This is a genomic window from Chryseobacterium sp. SIMBA_029, from assembly GCF_046535275.1.
Taxonomy (GTDB): domain Bacteria; phylum Bacteroidota; class Bacteroidia; order Flavobacteriales; family Weeksellaceae; genus Chryseobacterium.
On record NZ_JAWRXA010000010.1, the window covers coordinates 75150 to 96112 of the forward strand.

18 protein-coding genes are annotated in these 20963 nt (G+C 32.8%); 11 read left to right on the plus strand and 7 right to left on the minus strand.

What is annotated here, in order from left to right; all coding sequences use genetic code 11:
• Window positions 1–39: 39 nt before the first annotated feature.
• Window positions 40–1308 carry an NAD(P)/FAD-dependent oxidoreductase gene (locus tag SB679_RS18080; RefSeq protein ID WP_410703689.1) on the minus strand — a complete coding sequence of 423 codons (1269 nt, stop codon included), beginning with the start codon at window positions 1306–1308 and terminating at the stop codon, window positions 40–42.
• Between the two features lie 270 nt (window positions 1309–1578).
• On the opposite strand from SB679_RS18080, the gene SB679_RS18085 reads away from it, so the two are divergent.
• Window positions 1579–2175, plus strand: a complete 597-nt coding sequence (locus SB679_RS18085; protein WP_410703690.1) for a Crp/Fnr family transcriptional regulator — start codon at window positions 1579–1581, stop codon at window positions 2173–2175.
• Between the two features lie 675 nt (window positions 2176–2850).
• On the opposite strand, the gene SB679_RS18090 is transcribed toward SB679_RS18085, so the two are convergent.
• The 6 genes from SB679_RS18090 to SB679_RS18115 form a co-directional block, all read right to left on the minus strand.
• A complete protein-coding gene (locus SB679_RS18090; protein WP_410703691.1) occupies window positions 2851–3678 on the minus strand; it encodes a glycosyltransferase family 2 protein in 828 nt (275 codons plus the stop codon).
• Between the two features lie 847 nt (window positions 3679–4525).
• On the minus strand, window positions 4526–5470 hold the full coding sequence (locus tag SB679_RS18095; protein WP_410703692.1) for a helix-turn-helix transcriptional regulator: 945 nt from the start codon (window positions 5468–5470) through the stop codon (window positions 4526–4528).
• Between the two features lie 182 nt (window positions 5471–5652).
• Window positions 5653–5979, minus strand: a complete 327-nt coding sequence (locus SB679_RS18100; RefSeq protein ID WP_410703694.1) for a helix-turn-helix domain-containing protein — start codon at window positions 5977–5979, stop codon at window positions 5653–5655.
• A gap of 182 nt (window positions 5980–6161) precedes the next feature.
• Complete coding sequence (locus tag SB679_RS18105; RefSeq protein WP_410703696.1) at window positions 6162–6593, minus strand: transposase; 432 nt, start codon at window positions 6591–6593, stop codon at window positions 6162–6164.
• A gap of 185 nt (window positions 6594–6778) precedes the next feature.
• Window positions 6779–8053, minus strand: coding sequence for a hypothetical protein (locus tag SB679_RS18110; RefSeq protein ID WP_410703697.1), 1275 nt, complete (start codon window positions 8051–8053; stop codon window positions 6779–6781).
• Window positions 8054–8138: 85 nt separating this feature from the next.
• Window positions 8139–8504: a hypothetical protein gene (locus SB679_RS18115; RefSeq protein ID WP_410703699.1), complete on the minus strand. Its 366-nt coding sequence runs from the start codon at window positions 8502–8504 to the stop codon at window positions 8139–8141.
• Between the two features lie 707 nt (window positions 8505–9211).
• Here SB679_RS18115 and SB679_RS18120 point away from each other — a divergent pair.
• The 10 genes from SB679_RS18120 to SB679_RS18165 all read left to right on the plus strand — a co-directional run bounded on the left by SB679_RS18120 (window position 9212) and on the right by SB679_RS18165 (window position 20838).
• On the plus strand, window positions 9212–10345 hold the full coding sequence (locus SB679_RS18120; protein WP_410703700.1) for a tetratricopeptide repeat protein: 1134 nt from the start codon (window positions 9212–9214) through the stop codon (window positions 10343–10345).
• Window positions 10346–10434: 89 nt separating this feature from the next.
• Entirely contained in the window at window positions 10435–10743 is a 309-nt protein-coding gene (locus SB679_RS18125) for a helix-turn-helix transcriptional regulator (RefSeq protein ID WP_410703701.1), read from the plus strand.
• A 188-nt stretch (window positions 10744–10931) separates the two neighbouring features.
• A complete protein-coding gene (locus tag SB679_RS18130; RefSeq protein ID WP_410703702.1) occupies window positions 10932–12380 on the plus strand; it encodes a hypothetical protein in 1449 nt (482 codons plus the stop codon).
• A 238-nt stretch (window positions 12381–12618) separates the two neighbouring features.
• Window positions 12619–12846 carry a hypothetical protein gene (locus SB679_RS18135; RefSeq protein WP_410703703.1) on the plus strand — a complete coding sequence of 76 codons (228 nt, stop codon included), beginning with the start codon at window positions 12619–12621 and terminating at the stop codon, window positions 12844–12846.
• A gap of 110 nt (window positions 12847–12956) precedes the next feature.
• Window positions 12957–13268: a hypothetical protein gene (locus SB679_RS18140; RefSeq protein WP_410703704.1), complete on the plus strand. Its 312-nt coding sequence runs from the start codon at window positions 12957–12959 to the stop codon at window positions 13266–13268.
• A 2145-nt stretch (window positions 13269–15413) separates the two neighbouring features.
• Complete coding sequence (locus tag SB679_RS18145; protein WP_410703705.1) at window positions 15414–16502, plus strand: transcriptional regulator; 1089 nt, start codon at window positions 15414–15416, stop codon at window positions 16500–16502.
• A gap of 182 nt (window positions 16503–16684) precedes the next feature.
• A complete protein-coding gene (locus tag SB679_RS18150) occupies window positions 16685–18028 on the plus strand; it encodes a tetratricopeptide repeat protein (protein ID WP_410703706.1) in 1344 nt (447 codons plus the stop codon).
• A 233-nt stretch (window positions 18029–18261) separates the two neighbouring features.
• Complete coding sequence (locus SB679_RS18155) at window positions 18262–18822, plus strand: hypothetical protein (protein ID WP_410703707.1); 561 nt, start codon at window positions 18262–18264, stop codon at window positions 18820–18822.
• Between the two features lie 101 nt (window positions 18823–18923).
• The gene (locus tag SB679_RS18160; protein WP_410703708.1) at window positions 18924–19838 is read left to right on the plus strand and encodes a hypothetical protein; all 915 of its coding nucleotides are present in this window, start codon (window positions 18924–18926) and stop codon (window positions 19836–19838) included.
• A gap of 19 nt (window positions 19839–19857) precedes the next feature.
• Entirely contained in the window at window positions 19858–20838 is a 981-nt protein-coding gene (locus tag SB679_RS18165) for a hypothetical protein (protein ID WP_410703709.1), read from the plus strand.
• Window positions 20839–20963: the final 125 nt, after the last annotated feature.

Sequence of the window (20963 nt, forward strand, 5' to 3'; positions counted from 1 at the left end):
AACAATAAAATTTCATAGTATGCTTTAAGGAGATAATCGTTATTGTTTATTTGTATTCCTTTTAGGATAGAGAATTAAACGGATAGATGGATTGTTGGTGATAAATAACCTGAACCAATCTAATGAAAGCCTTATTTTGCTTCTGAAGCTTACCAACGGAATGATATGGATGAACAGCCATGTAAGCCATGCTGCAAAGCCTTTAAAAGAAAATTTAGGAAGGTCTACCACAGCATTGAATTTTGAAATAATCGCCATACTCCCTTTATCATTATACTTAAAAGGAATGATCTCTTTCTTTTCCTGAATTCTGATCAGGTTTTTAGCCAGATTTTTAGCCTGCTGTATGGCAACCTGAGCAAGTTGCGGATGTCCTTTGGGAAATTGTGTATCAGTTAGCTGGAGGCAGATATCTCCTACAGCATATATATTTTTATATCCTTCAACCCTGTTATATTCGTCTACCAGAATTCGCCTTCCTTTGCCTATCTTTTCTTTTGGAATTCCCGGGACTTCACGCCCTATTACTCCCGAAGTCCAGATCAGTGTTTCAGTGTCTATCGCTGTCCCATCTGATAGCAGTACTTGGTTATCTACATAATCTTTAACAGAAACATTAAGCAGAATTTTTACACCAAGTTGTTGTAAAGTCTCATACGAAGTCTGCTGTGCCATTTTACTCATCGGTGAAAGTAAAGTGGGTAAGGCATCAATCAGATACAGATTGGACAGACTCAGTTTTATTTCCGGATATTCTTTTTCTGCAATATATCTTCCCATTTCTGCAAGCATGCCTGCCAGTTCTACACCGGTAGGGCCGCCACCGGCGATCACTATATTCTGCAATCTTTCTGCTATTTTCAGATCTTTATTTCTGGCCGCCTCTTCGAGGTTGAGCAGCATGTGATTCCGTAAATAAAGAGCCTCTTCAATATTTTTCATGGGAAGGGCACATTTCTGTACATTCTCCATTCCAAAAAAGTTAGATTCAGTACCTAATGCCAGCACTAAGTAATCATATTTTAGATTTCCTGTATCTGTTTCTATTACGTTGCTTTCATGATCAACTTTAAGAAGGCTTCCCATGTGAAAATTCACATTTTTATACTTCGAAAACAATCTTCGGAACGGATAGCTGATATTGGACGCCTGAATGAAAGAGGTAGCAACCTGATAGATCAGAGGAGGGAAAAAATGATAATTATTCTTATCGACGAGTGTAATAAGAAATCTGCTGTCATTTCTTAATGACCTGATAAGGTTGATTCCTGCGAATCCACCACCAACAATAATTATTTGCTGTTTCATATTAATTAATATTTGGAATGTGATTATCCACCATAATAATGCAAAAACTGGGTAATCTTTGGTGCGGTTCATTTTTTCTATTAAAAGCAGATAATATTTAATAAAATTAACAAACATTTATTTTTTATATTATTATTTCGATCATAAAGAGATTGGTTTTTTTTTAATTGATTGTTGATAACAATAAATAAATATGGCTTACTTTTTGATATTTGAAAAACACCAATTTTTACTACGATGTTCATTACTTAACTATAAAATTTTTAAGATATGATAATCACTGAAGACCTTTTGTTAACCTATGGAGGCGAATATGAAACTTATTGTCCTAATGAAATTATTTTTAGTGAAGGAAGCTTTCCCAAATTTTATTTTCAGATTGTTAAGGGTGTTGTAGAACTTAACAATTACCATGAGGATGGCAAAGAATTTACGCAGAACATTTTGTGTGATGGCCAAAGCATTGGAGAATCATTACTTTTTAATGAAAAATCTTACCCTATGAACGCTATTGCTAAAACAGAGTGTACACTGCTGAAAGTACTGCGGGAGGATTTCTTTTCTCTCATTTACCAAAACAGAAACGTAATGATGGACATGTTTAAATGCATGGCAGATCGTCTTTATTACAAATATTTAATGCTTTTTAATATTTCGTCTGCAGACCCCCAACTCAAGATTAAAACGATCATTGATTATTTAAAGTCAACACAGTCCAGCGATAATAGCCAGACTTTTCAGGTTCCATATACCAGACAGCAGATTGCAAATCTTACAGGGCTTCGTGTAGAAACGGTAATAAGAACCATAAAAAAAATGGAGCGCGAGAATATGGTTAGAATTGAAGGGCGAAAAATACTGTATTAAGTTTAAATGTTATGATAAACTTTTTGAATGTAAGTATTATAAAACAATAAGTTTGGGATGCAAACACTCAATGTAAACCCTACCAATAAAATGTATTGGTGTTTTTTTATTGTAAGCAGAGATATATGGTTGTTTTACAAATTTTCAAAGTAATTTATTTTGTACAAGTATCTCCTCCCTGTCCGCTATATGTCCAGCAGGTTCCAATAGGCCAAACTTTTGGCATTCCACAAATAAATTGCTTCCTATTCATTTTAGAGAAAAATTTGATAAATTAACTGCTACACCACCCAACGTATTTGATCTAAACCATGAAATGGGAGCTTATATGCGCTACCCAATACCGCTCATTTGTAGATATAGACCTACCTCCCTGTGTTACTGACGGCAGTCTGCCAAATTTTGAGAAGGGAATGCCTATAAAAGTTCCTTCCCCTACAGATGTACAAACATTTGTCAATACATTACTACGGGAATCAATGCAATATACAAATTCAATTGACAAATAAAAATTGCTTTTAGCGTGGTTGCGCATATGAGTAATACTATTGTGATAAAAAAAATTCAAAACTTATGAAAGTAGACTATTGATCTACTCTCTTATTTGTTTTCAAGCCTCTTTTTTCAGGGGCTTTTTTAATTATTGATCCTCCACTGTCTACAAATATCATTGATTTATCTAAAAATTAATTTTAGCTTATTTATTATTCTGAATAATGGTTTTGTTTGATAGTTTACAAGTTTATAGATTTCTTCTGCATTTGTATACTGATCAGGAACATCTTTATAATGTATCTTTTTTAGTCTTCTTCTTTTCATAGCTTCATGGATCACTTTAGCAAACGATTCTTTTGCACTCTGCTTTGAACTTTGCTGAGAAATACCTGTAGAATGAAGTCTGTATTTATACAAATCTTCATTGATAAATGAGACTTTTCCAAATTCAAGAATTTTGAGGTATAGATCCTGATCTACTGCGTTTTTCAAATTAGGATCAATTCCTTTTGTTTTAAAGTATACTTCTCTTTTAAAAGTAAAAAAATGGACTAGTTGTATTGGGCAATTGAAAAAGTATCTATCATTAACAATTTTTTTTGCAGTGCTGAAGGTTTTCTGTAACCTCAGATTTTCGTCACACATCATCATTTTGGAATGGGTTGCTACAAGTTCGTTATCGGATAGGTACTGTTTTACTGAAATTTCTAATGCGATAGGAAATAAGGCGTCATCTGGATCTAAATAAGCGCAAATTTCACCTGTAGCATAATTCATGCATTCTTTTTTTGTAAAACCACAGCCTTTATTTGATGAGTTTTTATACAATTTAAATCGGTCATCTTTATTTATGATTTTTTCAATGATTTTTATTGAGTTATCTGTTGAAGCATCATCTACAATTATAACCTCCCAATTTTTATACGTTTGATTTATGATTGAATTATAGCATTCTAGAAAATATTTTCCGTTGTTATAATGTGCTATAAGTATTGATAGTTTATTCATAGTTTATTGATATTTAAATATCCTTTGCTCTGATAATTGGAAGAGCAATTTTCTTTATCTTAAGAAAGTAAAAACCTAATTCCCTGATCTATTTCTAATTTCATCTAAGATATATATTGGATTATTTTCTGAAATCAGACCTTTATATTTTTAGTAATTGTATATCTTTTGATTTTATCTGATATAACCCGGAATCTAAAATGTACGCATAGAAAATAATAATGACAGAAGATTATAAGATCAAACATGCCAATTGAACAATAAAATAGTCTCTACAAAATAAATAATAGAGACTATTTGTTTAAACCTAAAGAAAATAAATTTCAGTATTCACTTGATGAAATGATTTTATAATCTTTATTTGACTCAAATTTCCTCCTAATACGAACTGCATAAAATTAAAACATATTCATTTGTGTATTTAGAATAAAAATACTAGAGCCTAGAGTAAGTGAGTTTTTACTTATTCTTATTTATCCTTTTACTTTAATTATGGTAATAAAATGAATCTGAAAAAGGTGGAAACTCCAATTTTGAAAAACAGAGGTAATTTATTTCAAACTAACTCTATTTCCAGTATTCATAACTTTATTATCAATTGGCCAATGCTCTGGATTGATTATCAAAAAAAAGCTGACCAAGAGCAGTATTTGTTATAACTTCTAATTTGGTGGATATGAATAGTTACTAGCATAATGATGACTGGCGCAACTCCAGCCATTTTTATGAAAAGTACAATAAGATAAATAATCGACATAGGATTCAGAATAGCCCCATAATCCCATATTGAATCAAGCGAGTTTAATGAAATCTAAGAATTTAATTTTCAAAACAAATCTATTCAAAACTATAAAGTATCTATCCATTTGTAAAGGTCTATATCCGCAGATATTCCGAATGATTTCCTGAGCCTGCTTTTCCTTGTCTGAACTGTCCGCACTGAAATATTGTGGTATTCCGCTATATCTTTTGTAGTAAATCCCAGCTTGAGAAGAGCACATAATTTAAATTCGTCGGATGTAATAACTGGATTTATTTCCATGAGGTTATCAAATAAATTAGGAAATGAAAATTTTATTTTGGGTATAAAAGCCGCATCGTCATTCATGGCTAGTTTTACTAGATTTTCCAAATCCAGATCGTCTTTTCTGTTAAGCTTTATACGCATATCAGAGATTATTTTTTCACTCCTAAGAACCTTCTGGTATAGTTCGAAAACTGTAAAATGCTTTAACAGAATAAAGTATCCGAGAATTGAAAACCATATAAACACCTCTATAAAAGTAACAAGTCTCTGATTTCTCGAAAACTTTAAATTTCCAGTCTCTACAATCCTAAATATCTTAAAATCATAATAATGACTTATGAGAAAAAGAATAAATACAGTAGCAAAAACGACTATATTATACTTTGATGTTTTCCTAGTATTAAAAATAAACAGGGAAGTAATAAGCAACAAAAAATAATATAATGACAAGCCATTTTCAAAACCTGTAGTGGAGGAAAAAAAGAAAACTAACAACATGCAAATCTCTATACCAATAAGGCACATCAGTACATTTTGCCGTGCCTTTGTAAAAAAGAAAAAAATAAGAGAAATAAGCCCCAATGCGAACAAAACCAAAAAATTACCCTCAAAACCAAACAGCAAATCTCTAATTCCGCTCAATAATAAAATAATTCCGAAAGAAAATGCGAAAAAATTTAATATTCGGGCATCAAGACGCTTAAATCTGTTGGCATTGGGATCAATATGCAGGTTCTGTATATAATTCCATATTTTTTGTAGCATTGTTGAAAAATATTTTTAAAAAGATAATACTTATTTACAAATAAATTTTATGCTTTTAAAATTAAAGGGATATTGTAATTTGTAACATTCATATAACCGTAAAATATTTAGGGAATTTTCTTGAATAACTTCAAATAATATTCCCTAAATATTTTTCCATGAAATGGAAAAACACATGCCTTTTATACGACAAAGCGTTTTTTCCATTTGGTTACCGAGTTACGGCTTAATTTAAAATGGATGGCAAGCTGGCTATTGTTGAGCTGATTTTTTTTCTGGTAATCAAGTATTTTAAGAATGTCTGTTTTTCTATATGAACGGTGCCGCTGGTTGGCTGCAAAAGTTTCTTTGTCCGGGAAACCAAAAATTTTTTCGTTCAGTTTTATAATATCTACAACAGATAAGCTTTCTTTCTGTAATAATCGCATACAGCAATCTCTTTTTTCCGGAAAATCTTTTATAATGATGTCATTATAGATTCTCTTATAATCAGGGGTTAATTTCTCCATAAGTATTTTTTATTTTAGCTTCATATACCTTTCCTTCTTTGAAATACAGCAATAATACTTTGCTTCTTCCCAACCAACTCTTTGACAAAATATAGAACCAGAAATCGGCGGGGTAGTAGTTAAAGTCTAGTTCAAGAAGTTCTGTTATCTCTTTCTTGGATTTTCCTATCAGATAACTATATTTATTTTTTTTCATCTTTATACTTGCTCATCCACTTATAAAGAGTTGTTTTTGGGATTTTATAATCTTCTATTACTTCAAGTTTTGACATTTCTTCTGACTGGATTTGCCTCAGAATGAAATTAATAACTTCTTTTGTATACATGTTTTTTCGGAACTGAGGTAAGATTGATTTTTTGTATTTCTTGCTTTCTCTAATTTTGTTTACCGGAGCATACAAGATCAAATGCTGTGAATAGAGCCTGAAAAAATCATATTCTAATAGCTTGCTCCATTTCAACAGATTTTCGGTTTCTATACTTGTTACTTTGTACATTTCTTTTATTTCCTGTTCCGTACATTTCATAAAATTACAGATACGGGAAAGTTCCATCCCGCACGCCATAACTTCTTTTTCAATCAATGGTCCTATTGGAATCTCTTTAAAATTCATTTGTTTGTGTTTAAAATTTCACAGATTTTTTAATTTATGTTTATGTTATAGATTTATGTTTAACCGGCAGACGAACTCATCTGCCAGCTAAAATAAATTTAAGGTGCTTAAATCTGTTCAATTACTTTCCTATCAGTAGAGGATAACTAAATAATAACAAGGGTTTTAATAAAGCTTAAAAATTATTACTTAGACATTCTTTGTGCGGTCATAAAGACACGTCGGATGTTATTAGTAGCATCAGTGTCATTTAGGTTATCTACAGAAACATAAACGACTATTCTGTACCAAATTCCGTCTACAAGTAAATCTATTGTTTCTATCTCCTGAGAATTATCAAATCCAGTTCTATCGCCAGACATTGCCGTAATCGCTGTTGAAGTACTGTTCATATTGTCTCCCCAGTTAAGATAAAGTCCGTCATCTGTTTGTAAGTAACCTCCTGGAGCGAGTAAAACATTAGCACGACGATAATTATTTACACTCGATAATGCTGAATACCAAACTTTAATATTAGAACTAAAAACATTTACCAAAAGAGGAGCATAGGTAACTCCTCCGGAACCTAGATTGGAAGAAAAGGTAAAATTAAGATCCAATCTTACCTTTTGTCCTAAAATAGCATCATAACTACCGCCAATATATGTACTCAATAATCCAACGTACGTCGCTGGTAATGTATAGGTAAAGAACTGGTATTCTCCCGGAGCAAGTACCTTTCCAAGGCCAACTGTTGCACTACAGCTTTGTCCTCCGACTAAAAGGGGAAATGTTGTTGTATTAGGAGTGGATACCGTTGGTGTCCCAGAAATATTATAGTTTAAAGTACCGGATCCTTGCGCAAAATTACCCTGTGGAAGTGTTGCTGTAAGTCCGTTTACGGGCCCTATAGTTTGTGCAGCGTATATTCCTGCGTTTCCTCCTGTATAGGGAATCGACATTGTACCTTGATAAGGAGTGCCTGCAGTATAGGAGATCGGAAACAGAGAAGCACTTGTACAGTCCAAACCGCCTATCGTACCCGCCTGTAATGAACGCCCGTCCAAAGGTCTCCATTGGGTTCCCCCCCAGTAGACATATCCCTGAAAGGTAAGGGCAGCTGTTCCTAAGTTGTATACCATTAAGCCAGTTGCAGGACTAGGAATTGTAGCCGCGTCGTTATATGCTGTTAAAGCTACTCTTGGACCTAAAAATCCTTTTTGACTTCCCGATGCAAGCTGGCTTACATTAAGCTCCAGAATAGCAGATGCGTCGGGAGTTGCTCCGATACCTGTAGATCCTGACGCAGTTACAATAAAGTCATCTTTTAACTGTGCCGCAGTGGGAGTTCCTGTGGTCGCATTATTTTTGGCACCATCTATATTGAAAATTCCTTGTGGATTTTGGGTATTAATCCCCACCTGCCCGAAAGCTAACGAACCGATTGCTAATGTAAAGATTGAATAAAATTTATTTCTCATTTTGTGTAATAATTTTATAAGAATGGAAAAGAGTTTTACAATTACTCATTTCCGGAGTTGATATATTTGAATTTATGTTTTTTTATTATATAGTACATTTAAAAGAAGGAGGAGGGCGGATCTGTATTCCTAGCAGAAAAGTCCTTTCGAATAATCCTGTTTTAAAACATTGTTTTGTAAAAACTTTATTTTCGTGTACAGTAAACATCTTGTATTTATTCTGTAATACTCCTTGTTTCTCCTTAAAAGGATTGGTTGTGATAATGGCAATATTTACTGATTTCTCGTTAGAAACTATAACAGAGTTTCTATTTTCAGATATATAAACTTCCCGTTTGGAAGCGAATTTTAAAGTTGTCTTTTCTATTGTTAGATTTTTAGATCTTCTTATGGTTTTAGCAAAAGAGGTCGGTGATGATTTTTGTAGAGCAGGTGAAGATTTTAAATACATTTTTACCTCTTAATAATTAAGCTGCAAGATTAGTCTTATTCTAACTTTTAATAAAGAAATTAGATACGCTACAGATACTTTGTTGGCATACTTAAACGTACTACATAGATACTATAAAAAAACAACCTAAGTTTAAGTGTCTCATTATTAGTAACTTGTCTTTATTTGGCGTATTTTGATTTTGAATTTATAATGATGATCTCAAAATGCTAATCTGGTCCAGAGACCAAGATTACATCCTTTTTACGATAACAACGACTAAAATTTATGGGTAAATGGAAATATAATTTCAATAATATTGTCCTCACCGAAGAGATCGCAATTGATTTAATACCATTCTTTACATTAAATTCAGGTTTTTCCGGTTTTACTTTGTATGAAATGTAGGTAAGCAGTAAATGCTGATATTAAAAGCCTTGCAGTAATGATTATCTGAAACTTATTACTGAGACAAACCGAACAAGGGCTTTTCTTTAAAAGAAACAACTTTTGGTGCTTTACAAATAATGAATGAAATAGTGCCCATTGTGATTGCATTTATGGGACGTGTTCAAAAGATGCTAAAATACTTGAGAGTTCAACTTATTAGGTTTGTTATTTACTACTAGCAAGAATTTTATTGTTTTAAATGTTAAATATACCTAAATTTGAAATAATTCAAATATTTTCCTACTAACTAAAACGTTTTTTCGACGTACTAAAAATGAATGAGAAATAAAATTATACTCCTCCTTTTTTTTATTCTTCCTTTTAACGATACTTTTTCTCAGAGCAGTGAAAATATTCATTCTATTGACAGTTTATTGACAATTGTAAATAGTAATAATGCCTTTGCGGAAAAAGGAAGTAAAGAAATGCTGAGATTATGTACTGAAATCTATTACCAATCTAAAAATATAGGCTATAAAGAAGGGCAGCTGAGATCTATTGTAAAGTCATCTGGAATTTACATGAATGAGCAAAATTATGGAGAAGCTTTAAAGAGAATATCGGAAGGTATTAAGCTGGCTGAAGAATCTAACAGCTTTTTAAACTGGACAAATTTATTAAGAATTCAGGGACGGATCAACTCTCAATTAGGTTATTTTCAAAAAGCAAGAATAATCTTTAAAAAAGCCTTACTAATTGCCAATAAAGCTCCTGAAAGTGATGAGAAATATGCTACTATAGCAATTATCTATTATGAATTAGGGCATATTAATTATAATAATGAGAGTGAAAACTCAATAAAAAATGATAAAATAAAGTATGACAGCGTTATATTTTATTGTTATAAAGCTTATGAAGAATCAAAGAAAATAAGTAACGTTTATCCTAAAAAAGCGGGTTTTATTGCTTCATATGCTCTTGCTTTAGCACAGGGGTATTTTTACCTAAATAACATTCCTAAAGTGGAAAAATATTTAAATGAATTTTATATTCTTACGGAAGATGAAAAATACAAAGGTAGATCTATTCCTTACTATACACTCAGGGGAGAAATTGAAAATAGAAGGAAAAATTATCCCAAAGCCATTAAATATTTTACTCAAGGCATAAAACTTTATAAAGAATATAAAGTGCTTCCCTCAGAATTAATGGGATGTTACTCGGGTATTGCAGAAGCTTACAAAGGCAGTAATGATTATGAAAATCAGGCAATTTATCTTGAAAAAGCCCAAAGAATGTCGGATAGCCTTTCGCTTGCTGACAAGAAAATTGTAGAAAAAGTTTCAGTAGCAGAGGATAAGGAAAGACAATCACCGGAAAATAATTTAATAATTATTGCAGTAGTAATTTTTGTTATACTTATTATCGCCTTCTTACGATATTATTTTTTGTCCTTCAAAAGAGGAAAGTAATAGAAAAAGAAGCAGCATCTGATGAAGACAAAACGGACGGAGTAATTTCGAGAGAAACTGAGATTCTACATTCTTTAGAAAACAAAGGTTTGAAGCAGCTAGAACCTCAGGATTTGAGCAATATTATTGAACTGGCTAAAAGCAATGATAAATCGTTTTATCTGAAATTTTCAGAACTGTATCCTAAATTTAATCAACAGCTATTAGCACTAAATCAGCAATTAACCCCTCGTGATTTGGAATACTGCGCACTGATAAAATTAAACTTTGATACCAAAGAAATAGCACAGATTAAAAACATGTCTATAGGTTCTGTGGAAAGCCGAAAGTATAGAATTAGGAAAAAACTTGATATAGGCACACAGGAAAATATGTATGTTTGGTTTATAAATTTGTGACAATTATTACTTCCTTCTTTTCATGCCACGAGCTAATAGGTGTATTTATTTTTAGTGTATGAAATTGATTATCAGTTAAATATATTTTTTTGTTAGTTTTTGATAGATAATGTTATTCTTTGATTTTGCGAACTATTAGGTTTCTGTACTACTTTCGCCACCTAATTTTAAAGCAAAAATTCAAATTAATGAAAAATTATTTATTTTTAAGTTTATTCCTTGTGACAGCAAGTATTCAGGCTCAAGTTGGGATAAACACACAGACACCAGATGCTACATTGGATGTAGAGGGCAAAGCTGCCACAACCACAATTGCTGATGGTATTATCCCACCAAGAATTACGAAGCAGGAATTAGCTGCAAAATCATCAGGTATTTATGGATTCTATCAGACAGGAGCATTAGTATATGTGACTAATACTACTACACCAACAGGGACAATTCCCAGTATTGCCCAAGTGGCCGGAATCACAAATATAGGCTACTATTATTTTAACGGAAGTGCCTGGATTGCAGTAGGGGATTCTACCAGTGATGCTTTTGTAAATAATGTTGCTAATACTAAAGTAGAATTGGGAACTAAATCTGATGGGTCAACAGCAAGAACAGCAGGTACAGAATTTTCAATACAGGATAATGGTGCAGTTGTCGTTGGAACGTCTGCAGCAGCCGATGCTTCTTCTGTTTTAGATATGTCCGCAATTACCAACAAAGGAATTCTAATACCTCAAGTTGCATTAGTATCTAATACAGATCAGGTAACTGTGGCTTCTCCAAAAATAGGTTTGTTGGTTTATAATACAGGTTTGGGATCATTAAAAACTGTTGGATATTTTTTCTGGAACGGATCAGAATGGAGAACACTTTATAATACCTCTTCAATTAATGCTGCCATTGTAGCATTGGATTGTGTAAATGCAAAAGCAAATCCTGTTTCTTTTAGCTCAACGACGCCATATAGTGGAACATTGAGTGTACCTTATGTTGGCGGTAACGGTGGGAGTTATACAGGCGGAACCTCATTTTCGTCTAATGGGCTAACGTTTATTTTGCAGCCTGGTGTTTTAGCTAACGGTACAGGATCTTTTACTTATTCAATTTCAGGTACTCCAAGCTTCAGTTCGCCAAGTACGGTAAGCGTTGCAATTCCAGCATTATTGGGTGCCACAGGATGTTCGGTCTCTATTGGAGATACGGGAATTGTAAAAACATTACAATTTGCAAAAAACAGTATTTCTCCTATTGATGGAACTACAGTAGCTAAATCCGTTACCACAATTGGTAATATTTCTGTAAGACTTAACGCTAATGCAGGAACAGCAAGTGGAACTATTTTTGAATACCGATTGAACAACGGAATTACAAGCTGGGTTACAGACAATGCCAATTGGGGAGGACAAGGAGGAAGAACTATTAATTATCACCAATTCAATGGCCCAGATTCCAGGGCCACAAATACATGGTTTCCAATGGCTCCATCTGTAAATATTGGAAATAGCGATTCTTTTGTTACATATATTTCTCTACTTAATACGAAAGAAATTTATAGAGTGTCTGCTGTTATGAATAATAATATTGCAGCTGCTCCGACAACAGGAGGTAGTGGCGTTACCATATTTATTGAAAAATTAGATTAAAAAGGAGTTCATACATTTTTTAGCTGATGTCTAGTAATATTCGTATGGAAAAAATAGACACCGATACTTATAAAATTGTAGATATTATAAATTGATCAAGCTACTGACCGGATCAGTAAAATAAATCTAAACACAAATTCTATTATATATTGCCGGGGTAGAATGCATTTATCTCGGTTATCTTTCGGACTAACTAGATCTTACAAAAAATTAGATTCAATAGTACTTTTGCAAAACCATGACAACTAAATACAACAAGCTGACGGGGAAAACTAAAGAAGAGGTTTTGGAACTTATCAGTGAAAATAAAATTAATAATATCAATTCAGATCTATGGGTATTGTATATAGAAAAAAGATATTTCTGGCAAAAAAAATTTTTACATCTTTTTTTTGAAGAAGGTAAAGTGGTTTTGTATAGAATCGTTTTCAAAAATTTTTGGAATAAAGGTATTACTCATGATTGATTTTAAAGATATACATATCGGGATACTGATTGAAACTAAATGGAAAGAATCAGGTATTTCTGAGTAGAACTGTTAATTTTTTTAGGTGTTCTGAAAAAGAGATCTTAAACATGTTTCAACTAAAAGTGATGACTACAGATGATTTGCTCAAATGGTCAAAGCTATTGGAGTATGATTTTTTTAGATTGTATTCACAACATCTTATTCTGTATTCTCCGTCATCATTAAAGGGGTATAAAAATGAAAAATACAAAACACCTACACTTCCTCATTTTAGAAAAAACTTGTATACACAGGAGATTATTCATTTTATATTGGAATTGTTGAGTAAAGAAGAAAAAACAAAACAACAAATTATAGACGAATATAAGATTCCTAAAACAACTCTATATAAATGGATAGACAAATATGGACATGATTGAAATAATTAAGAGTTCTCGTTTACTTTGGACTGTGTAGGCCCTTACAATATTTATACTATAACAATGAGTACACACATCATCCAGCGAAATCGATATAAAAAATGGTTCACCTATTTAAAACTGATTATGTTGCGTAAAACAATAAAATAAAGAATGAAAACCTTACGGCCCGATTATAAGAAAATTTATGATGATATTTTATCTATGAAATATCCTGAGAAAAGAGAAAGATGTCAACATATACTGACAAAAAAAGCATTATCTCAATTGGATGTTATAGACCTTAACACATTGATATTTGAGATTAGTGAAAAAGATTTCTCGTTAAATGCTAAACATCGATTTTACAACAAATCTACTATTTTAGAAATATTAGATTTTCAGAAAAAAAACCATCTAAATAACACACAATTAGCTAAGCACTTCAAACTGAGTAGAAATTCTGTAGCTAAATGGAAGAAAATATTTGTGATATAAACATATCTGAAAAGTGTGGATAAGGGTAGATTTGTATGTTTTAAAGAAGTTTTTATAGCTTATACCAAATAAATGAATGTTAATATATTTTGACAAATCCATTTTCTTAGTTAGAATATATCTCACACTTTTTTTCATAATGATTTTTGTAAGTTTTTAAGAATTCTCTTTGATTAAAATATTGTGTAAACTATTAAAAAATATACTGCAAAAAAAATTGTTTAATTATAAGAACAGTCCGGTGATAATGTATTTTTAATTTTCCAAAATAGACTAGTACAAATAGAGTATTTAAGGGAGTCAACTCCCTTGCTCGCCATTTAAAAAAGTAATTTGAACAATAGATTTTGCAATTGGACTTTAGATAGAGGTTATGGCAATATTATGATATCAATAATTTTGAAAGGCGAAAATGAATACTAACATGGTTTTAAATGAGTAGGTTCAAATCTCTCTCTCCGCTGAAAAGTAAGAGTAAAACTCAAAAAATGCTTTAAAAGCTATTAAAGCCTGCAATTTTAGCTAATTGCAGGCTTTTTTGTTTTTTTGCATTATAGCCATAATTTTCAAAAACACTCAAAAAGCATATAGTAACTTCGTGGCTTTTAAAACTCCAAAATAATTGCCATAGAAACTAGTATTATATGTTGTAAATCAAATGATTAAATTGATTAACGACTTGACTTAAGTACTTTTAATTCGACATTTACAAACATTTAAAAGTTGTTTAATTATGCTGGAAAATAGTTATGGGTTGACCTTCTTTTTGAAGAGCCCAAAAAGAAAATCTGATAGGATCAGATATGTGTACTTGAGAGTTACTGTTGATGGAGTACCTAAGGTGACTTCCACAAAAAGGGAAATGGGATTCTAAAAGATGGGATCAAACAGCAGAAAAGGCTCTGGGAACAAAGGAGGACACAAGAAGTTTGATTTTTTTTCTTAATTCATGGGTAACTAACATCAATTATGGTGACAATATACTTTATATGTACAAATTTTATTCTGCTTTTAGGCAAAAAATGTGAGGGTTTAATCCGAAAAAGGAGCTTCACAGTAATTTCATAAACATCAATTGCTACTACATTAGACCTGCAATATACTGGAGTACCTTTATTGCTAAGTTGTGCTTCATATATTCTCTGCAAAACAAAAAATGAAAAATATCAGGAGAGGTAAATTTTAACCAGTTTTTTCTATAAATATTTAGATAAGAAAATACGGCCGCTAATTCTCCCGAAAATATTCCTACTTTTGTTTTCAATGAAATGTTTCAGATACTTATTGCAATTCATCATTACTGTTGGTTTTTTTTTCCCATCAGTAAGTGTCTTTTCCCAAAAACTGACTTCTAAACAATTTGATTCCCTTTTAATAGAAGTTAACAAATTTATGATCAGTGAAAAGTCTTTTGAAGAAATGATTAGTTGGAATAAGATGATGCTGGAAAAAGCAAAAAAACAAAATTATCCTAAAGGAGTTGCCTGGGCGAACATCAACTTAGCTAACAGGTATTGTAGTCGGGGCAATACGGAATTAAGCATTCTGCATTTGAATGTTGTAAATAAAATGATGAAGAATGGTAGCTTATCAGATAACTTTGCTATCGCCAAAATGTATCAGGAATACTCGCAGAATTATTATACGATGAAGATGTATGACTTTGCATTGAAAAATAATACAAAAGCGGTGCAATATGGTAAGGATATTGAAGAAAATGAAGGCTCTTGTTTTGTTGCCGATAGGTTTTTAAGCTATGCTTATTCTTGCCGAGCCAATATATTTTATGAATTAAAAGAGCTGGATTCGGCTGCGCTTTACCTTCATAAATCAAATCATCATTTTGAAACACCTTTAGGCTTTGCCGCTATCGGCAGTCATTATACGGATTATAAGCTTAATCTTGATTCCGCTAAGATTTATTTGGACAAAGCGCTCCACCTTGTAGAAATTAAAGCCAGAAATGTTACACCTTACAATAGTTCGGTCATATATTTCTATTATGGAAATTATTATATAAAGCAGAAAGACTATCAACAAGCTTTACATTATTTGGAAAAATCCCGTTCTCTTGCCGAGGAAACGGGAAATGTAGGTCATCTTGAAAATGTTTACCGGACTTTGGCCGAAACCTATAAAAAGTTTGGTGATGCAAAAAAGGAAACAGAAAATCTTGCTAAATATGCTTTGCTCAAGGATAGCACTGAAGTTGCACAAGCCAAAGGCGCTGAGTTGTCTATCCGGACGATTGAAAAAGATAAAAATGAGCAAACGCAAGGAGTTAAGAAAAAGTCCGTCGTTTATGGAAGTTTGATCGTATTAATTAGCAGTTTGATTTTGACTTATTTCTATTTTGAAGATAAGAAAAAGAAAAGGAAAATTATAGAAAAAGAAAACCTGATTGTTAAAAAAGAAGAAGAAACGAAGGGGCTGAAAAGAAAACTTTCAACCGCTCACGAAGAGGTAATGCAACTTGCCAAGTCCAACGATATAGGTTTTCTTACAAGATTTCAGGAAATTTATCCCGATGTTTCGAAAAAACTTTTGGAGCTCAATCCGGATTTAACCCAGGACAACCTTACTTTTTGTGCATTGATTTGGTTGGGATTTTCTTCTAAAGATATAGCTGAATTTACATTTATGCAGCACAAATCAGTACAAATAAAGAAAAACCGTTTGAGAAAAAAACTCAACCTTGAATCCGAAGTGGATCTCTATCATTTTCTTAAATCATTATCGGAGGTAGAAAATATTTAGATAAGAAAATACGGTCGCTAATTCTCCCGAAAATATTCCTACTTTTGTCTTCAATGATATTTTTCAAATACTTATTCCAATTCATCATTACTGTTGGGATTTTTTTCTCGTCAGGAATGTTATTTTCCCAAAACCTTAAGCATAAAGAATACGATTCAATTCTTCTCAATAAACCCAGAGAAATGATTATGAACAATATTCCCAGAGAAAAAATCATTCTTTGGAATAAGGAAATGCTGGAAAAAATGAAAAAAGAAAATTATGCAAGAGGAATAATCTGGGCACATATCAATATCGCCACCCAATATTCTTATTTGGGAAATGGGGAAGAAAGCATCAAAAACCTGAATATTGCCGAAAAAATATCGGATAAGAACGAGACCGATTTTTTTACGGTTGCTAAGATTTATCAGGAATATTCGCTGGCTTATTATTTATTGAATTTGGATGAAACAGGTCTGAAGTATAATGCTAAAGCTGTTTATTATGGAAATAAAATTGAAAATAGCAATAAAAAGAACAAATTTTTATCTTCTGTCTATTCTTTAAGGGCAAATTTTCTTTATAAAACAAAAGATTTAGATTCTGCTTTACATTATTTGCAGCGGTCGTGTGTTTCGTATGAAAGTCCTGTCATTATTTCTCAAATTGCCTATCATTTCATAGAATTCAAACCTAACCAGGATTCTGCCAAAATTTATCTGGATAAGGCCATAAAAGTAATGGACAAAAGAAAAAATGAAACAAGCAAGTATCAAATGTCTGTCTTTTATTACTATAATGCCCAATATTTTTTTAAAGAAAAAGACTATAAAAATGCAATTTTTTACTTAGACAAAGCCCTCGATTACAGTAGGAATTTAAAAAATAGCGTTCATACTCAAAACTTATACAGACTTTTGTCAGCAAGCTATAAAAATCTCGGAAATACAGAAAAGGAAAAAGAATATCTGGAGTATTATGTAAAATTAAAAGACAGTTTGGAAGAGCCAAATTCTAAAGGTGTGGATTTATCCATAAAAAACATAGAACAGGAAAAAACCGAAGAAAAGAATACCCTTAAAAAGAAAACATTTTTATATGCTGGTATTGCAGGTTTTTTGAGTTTACTGGTGCTTTCTTATTTATATTATCAGAACAAGAAAAAAAAGAAAGTGATATCAGAAAAGCAAGAACTCATTCTGCAAAAAGAAGATGAAACTTTGGTGTTGAAAAGCAGGATTGCAGATGCACACGAAGAAATAATGCAATTGGCAAAAAATAACGATATCGGGTTTTTATCAAAATTTCAGGAAGTGTATCCTGATGTTTCCAAAAAACTTCTGGAGCTCAACCCGGACCTAACCCAAGACAACCTTATTTTTTGTGCTTTAATCTGGTTGGGATTTTCTTCCAAGGACATTGCGGAGTTTACTTTTATGCAGCACAAATCTGTACAGATAAAGAAAAACCGGTTGAGAAAAAAACTCAACCTCGATTCGGAGGTAGACCTCTATCATTTTCTTAAATATTTTGAAGAATACTAGTATTCTTTAACCCCATTTCTAAAACAAATTTTGTAATTCTATTCTAAATTTTAATTTAGAATAGAATTTTTTATAGCATTGAAAATCTGTTTGTTACATGCATGTTATGCCTATGCTATATGTGTTTTTGCTGTTTGTGAGTGGTAGATAGTATAATTTCGCCACCGAAATATAAAACACAGATGTATTATAAAAGCAAATATTTTCTTGTAAATACGAAGACTATCTTTCGTATGTATTTGCTTAGTATATTTTTGCTTCCTTTTTTCTTTTCAGCACAAATAACACAAATTCAAAATTCTGAAATATATATTTCAGAGGGTGCTGTTGTTGTCGACCAAAATTCTGCAGCTGCAGAAACTCCGAAAGCTTCAATTTACATTTCCGCTGGTGCAACTTTGTATGCAGCAGAAAATATCAGCAATGCCGAATTGATTGTGCAGGCAGAAACTCCGGACAAAAATATTCCCCAAAAACGCACTGAGCAGATTGCCAAAAAAAATACGAAAAAAGAAACCAAAAAGCAGGAATATATTGCTAAAACCGGCACGGAAATAAAAATAAATCCTGCTTCTGAAGATAGAAATTTTACCCATTTTCAAACAACTGCAGGAAATGGTGTCATAACCACTGTAAGCTCTTTTTCCAAGTTCATTGCCGGGACCTTTATTGAATATACAACAGATTCAAATAATTTTAAGCATAAAAATTCCAAAGTATTTTACCAAAGCATCGCTTTTTCCGATTCGTACCGTTTCTATATTTACGTGCGTCCTCCTCCCGGGAATATTTAATCCATAAAAACAAACATTCTACAGCCCTCGATTTCGTAATAAAATATACGAAACCATTTCCTGTATTGTTATTCTTAAACTATTAATTGCAACATAAATTGATGAAAAACAAAATATTAACTATTTTAGCTATTACATTTTACAGCTTTGCCTTCGGACAGGTTGGTATTAATGAAAACAGCCCTTCTGCGACATTAGATATCAAATCTAAAGGCAATACCGCCACAACAAAAGCATTGGAAATCAATAACTCCAACGGAACTGAGATGGTTACTGTTCTGGATAACGGAAACGTCGGGATCAATGTTCCTACTCCTACTGCAAAGCTGCATACCAACGGAACAGTAAGATATGAGAACTTACCTGTTCTGCTTGCAGGAATTTCTTTGGGTATAGATGCTAACGGGTATCTGGGAACTTATATACCAACTCCGCTTTTTTCTTACCTAACCATTAACGATACGCAGGCTACATCGACTTTCTCACTCGACAGCGCCACGGAGTTTTACAGTTTGCCTTTTATTGCTGCAGGTATTCTCAGCAATTCTCTCGGCGTTTCTTTGGGTACGGATGCCACTGCTACATTAGGCGGAACCGCTGCCACCAATGTTATATATTTTACAATTCCTAACCCGGGTGTTTATAAAATAAATTTAGGTTATTATACCAGCTGTACCGGAGCACCATCGGCTAGTGTAGGTGGGGCGAACTTCTTAGGAATCGGAACAGGAATCTATCTGGCTGCTTCCGGCAGCACTACCTATTCGCTTCAAACGAATATCCGTAATAATACTTTCCCGCTAAGGAATACTGCAGGCGATTTGATTACTAATCAATATAGTTTTCCTTCTCCAGCCAATATTTTCTCAATTATAGAAACTACTTCGGCAAATCAAAAAGTAGCTTTAACAGTAAGCTGGGGAACCGCCGATCAGTATAGTTCTACGGCTGCTTGTTCTCTTGCAGTACCTTCCGGACTGGATAAAAAAGTAACACTGACTGTTTCCAAACTATAGCCGTAAAAAGAGAAATATTATGAAAAAAACACTTTTTTTACCGTTTGCTTTGGTTTCCTTCTTTTTATCTGCTCAACAGAATAAAGTCGGAATCAATACAGAAACACCATCTGCAATGTTGGATGTGGTGTCCAAAGACAATACCAATGCTACTAAAGCCCTGGAAGTCAATAATTCATCCGGAACGGAGCTGATGAAAGTAATGAATGACGGTTCTGTAGGAATTAATATAGGAACTTCTGCACCTGCAGTTTTGCTTAACGTGAATGCGGCCGGAACTCTGAATATTCGCCACGAAAACCTCCCTGCATTGTCTTCTCCTGCTTATACGCGCCCATTCAACACTTTAGGTCTGGATGGTACAGGCAGCAGCAGCGCCATAGCTCCACCTGCCATTAAATATTTGTATTATCAGAAAAGTTCTCAGTATCCGTCTACCTATACCAATAATTCGGGAGGGTTTTCAATGTTTGACACGACTCAATATGTTAATATTCCGATTGTGAATGATGCGGATCTCCGGGGTAATACCTTAGGTTTTACTTTCGGAACAGATGCATCGGCTACTGTAAACGGACAGGCAACGAGCAATGTAAGTTATCTTATAATTCAGGAACCCGGCGTGTATGTTTTTGAGTTATGGGCATCACTCCGCTGCAACAGATATCAATCTACACAAAACTATACTTTAGCTGGACAAATGCAAGTGAATACCGTATTTGCAACTGCATCGGGTACAACTTATACAGTTAATACCGTTTCAAGAGGTCTGGTAAATTCTCAAAGAGCTGATAACGGAGATACATTTAATGGAAGTTATGCTATTTCAAATCCCCAAACGCTTACCCAGACATTACAGACCACCGTTCCTAATCAGAAAATAGCTTTATTTTTAAATTATGCCAGTGGAGAGCCAAACCAGTTTGATAACGGTGAGTGCTTGTTAAACATTCCTTCAGGAAGCAATACAAGCTATTATCTCATTGTGACAAAAATGTAAATGATTAAGAACTTTACTTTTTTAATAATATCAAAATACAAATATTTACCATAATTTCTTTTTCATTTCTATTTTTTTATGTTTTTAATCCTAAAGAACGATGAGAACGAATTAATAATACAGAC

What these genes read in the sequence shown, in the direction of transcription:
- SB679_RS18080 (WP_410703689.1), bottom strand. Translation starts at nt 1,308, where the DNA reads ATGAAACAGCAAATAATTATTGTTGGTGGTGGATTCGCAGGAATCAAC.
- SB679_RS18085 (WP_410703690.1), top strand. Translation starts at nt 1,579, where the DNA reads ATGATAATCACTGAAGACCTTTTGTTAACCTATGGAGGCGAATATGAA.
- SB679_RS18090 (WP_410703691.1), bottom strand. Translation starts at nt 3,678, where the DNA reads ATGAATAAACTATCAATACTTATAGCACATTATAACAACGGAAAATAT.
- SB679_RS18095 (WP_410703692.1), bottom strand. Translation starts at nt 5,470, where the DNA reads ATGCTACAAAAAATATGGAATTATATACAGAACCTGCATATTGATCCC.
- SB679_RS18100 (WP_410703694.1), bottom strand. Translation starts at nt 5,979, where the DNA reads ATGGAGAAATTAACCCCTGATTATAAGAGAATCTATAATGACATCATT.
- SB679_RS18105 (WP_410703696.1), bottom strand. Translation starts at nt 6,593, where the DNA reads ATGAATTTTAAAGAGATTCCAATAGGACCATTGATTGAAAAAGAAGTT.
- SB679_RS18110 (WP_410703697.1), bottom strand. Translation starts at nt 8,053, where the DNA reads ATGAGAAATAAATTTTATTCAATCTTTACATTAGCAATCGGTTCGTTA.
- SB679_RS18115 (WP_410703699.1), bottom strand. Translation starts at nt 8,504, where the DNA reads ATGTATTTAAAATCTTCACCTGCTCTACAAAAATCATCACCGACCTCT.
- SB679_RS18120 (WP_410703700.1), top strand. Translation starts at nt 9,212, where the DNA reads ATGAGAAATAAAATTATACTCCTCCTTTTTTTTATTCTTCCTTTTAAC.
- SB679_RS18130 (WP_410703702.1), top strand. Translation starts at nt 10,932, where the DNA reads ATGAAAAATTATTTATTTTTAAGTTTATTCCTTGTGACAGCAAGTATT.
- SB679_RS18135 (WP_410703703.1), top strand. Translation starts at nt 12,619, where the DNA reads ATGACAACTAAATACAACAAGCTGACGGGGAAAACTAAAGAAGAGGTT.
- SB679_RS18140 (WP_410703704.1), top strand. Translation starts at nt 12,957, where the DNA reads ATGTTTCAACTAAAAGTGATGACTACAGATGATTTGCTCAAATGGTCA.
- SB679_RS18150 (WP_410703706.1), top strand. Translation starts at nt 16,685, where the DNA reads ATGATTATGAACAATATTCCCAGAGAAAAAATCATTCTTTGGAATAAG.
- SB679_RS18155 (WP_410703707.1), top strand. Translation starts at nt 18,262, where the DNA reads ATGTATTTGCTTAGTATATTTTTGCTTCCTTTTTTCTTTTCAGCACAA.
- SB679_RS18160 (WP_410703708.1), top strand. Translation starts at nt 18,924, where the DNA reads ATGAAAAACAAAATATTAACTATTTTAGCTATTACATTTTACAGCTTT.
- SB679_RS18165 (WP_410703709.1), top strand. Translation starts at nt 19,858, where the DNA reads ATGAAAAAAACACTTTTTTTACCGTTTGCTTTGGTTTCCTTCTTTTTA.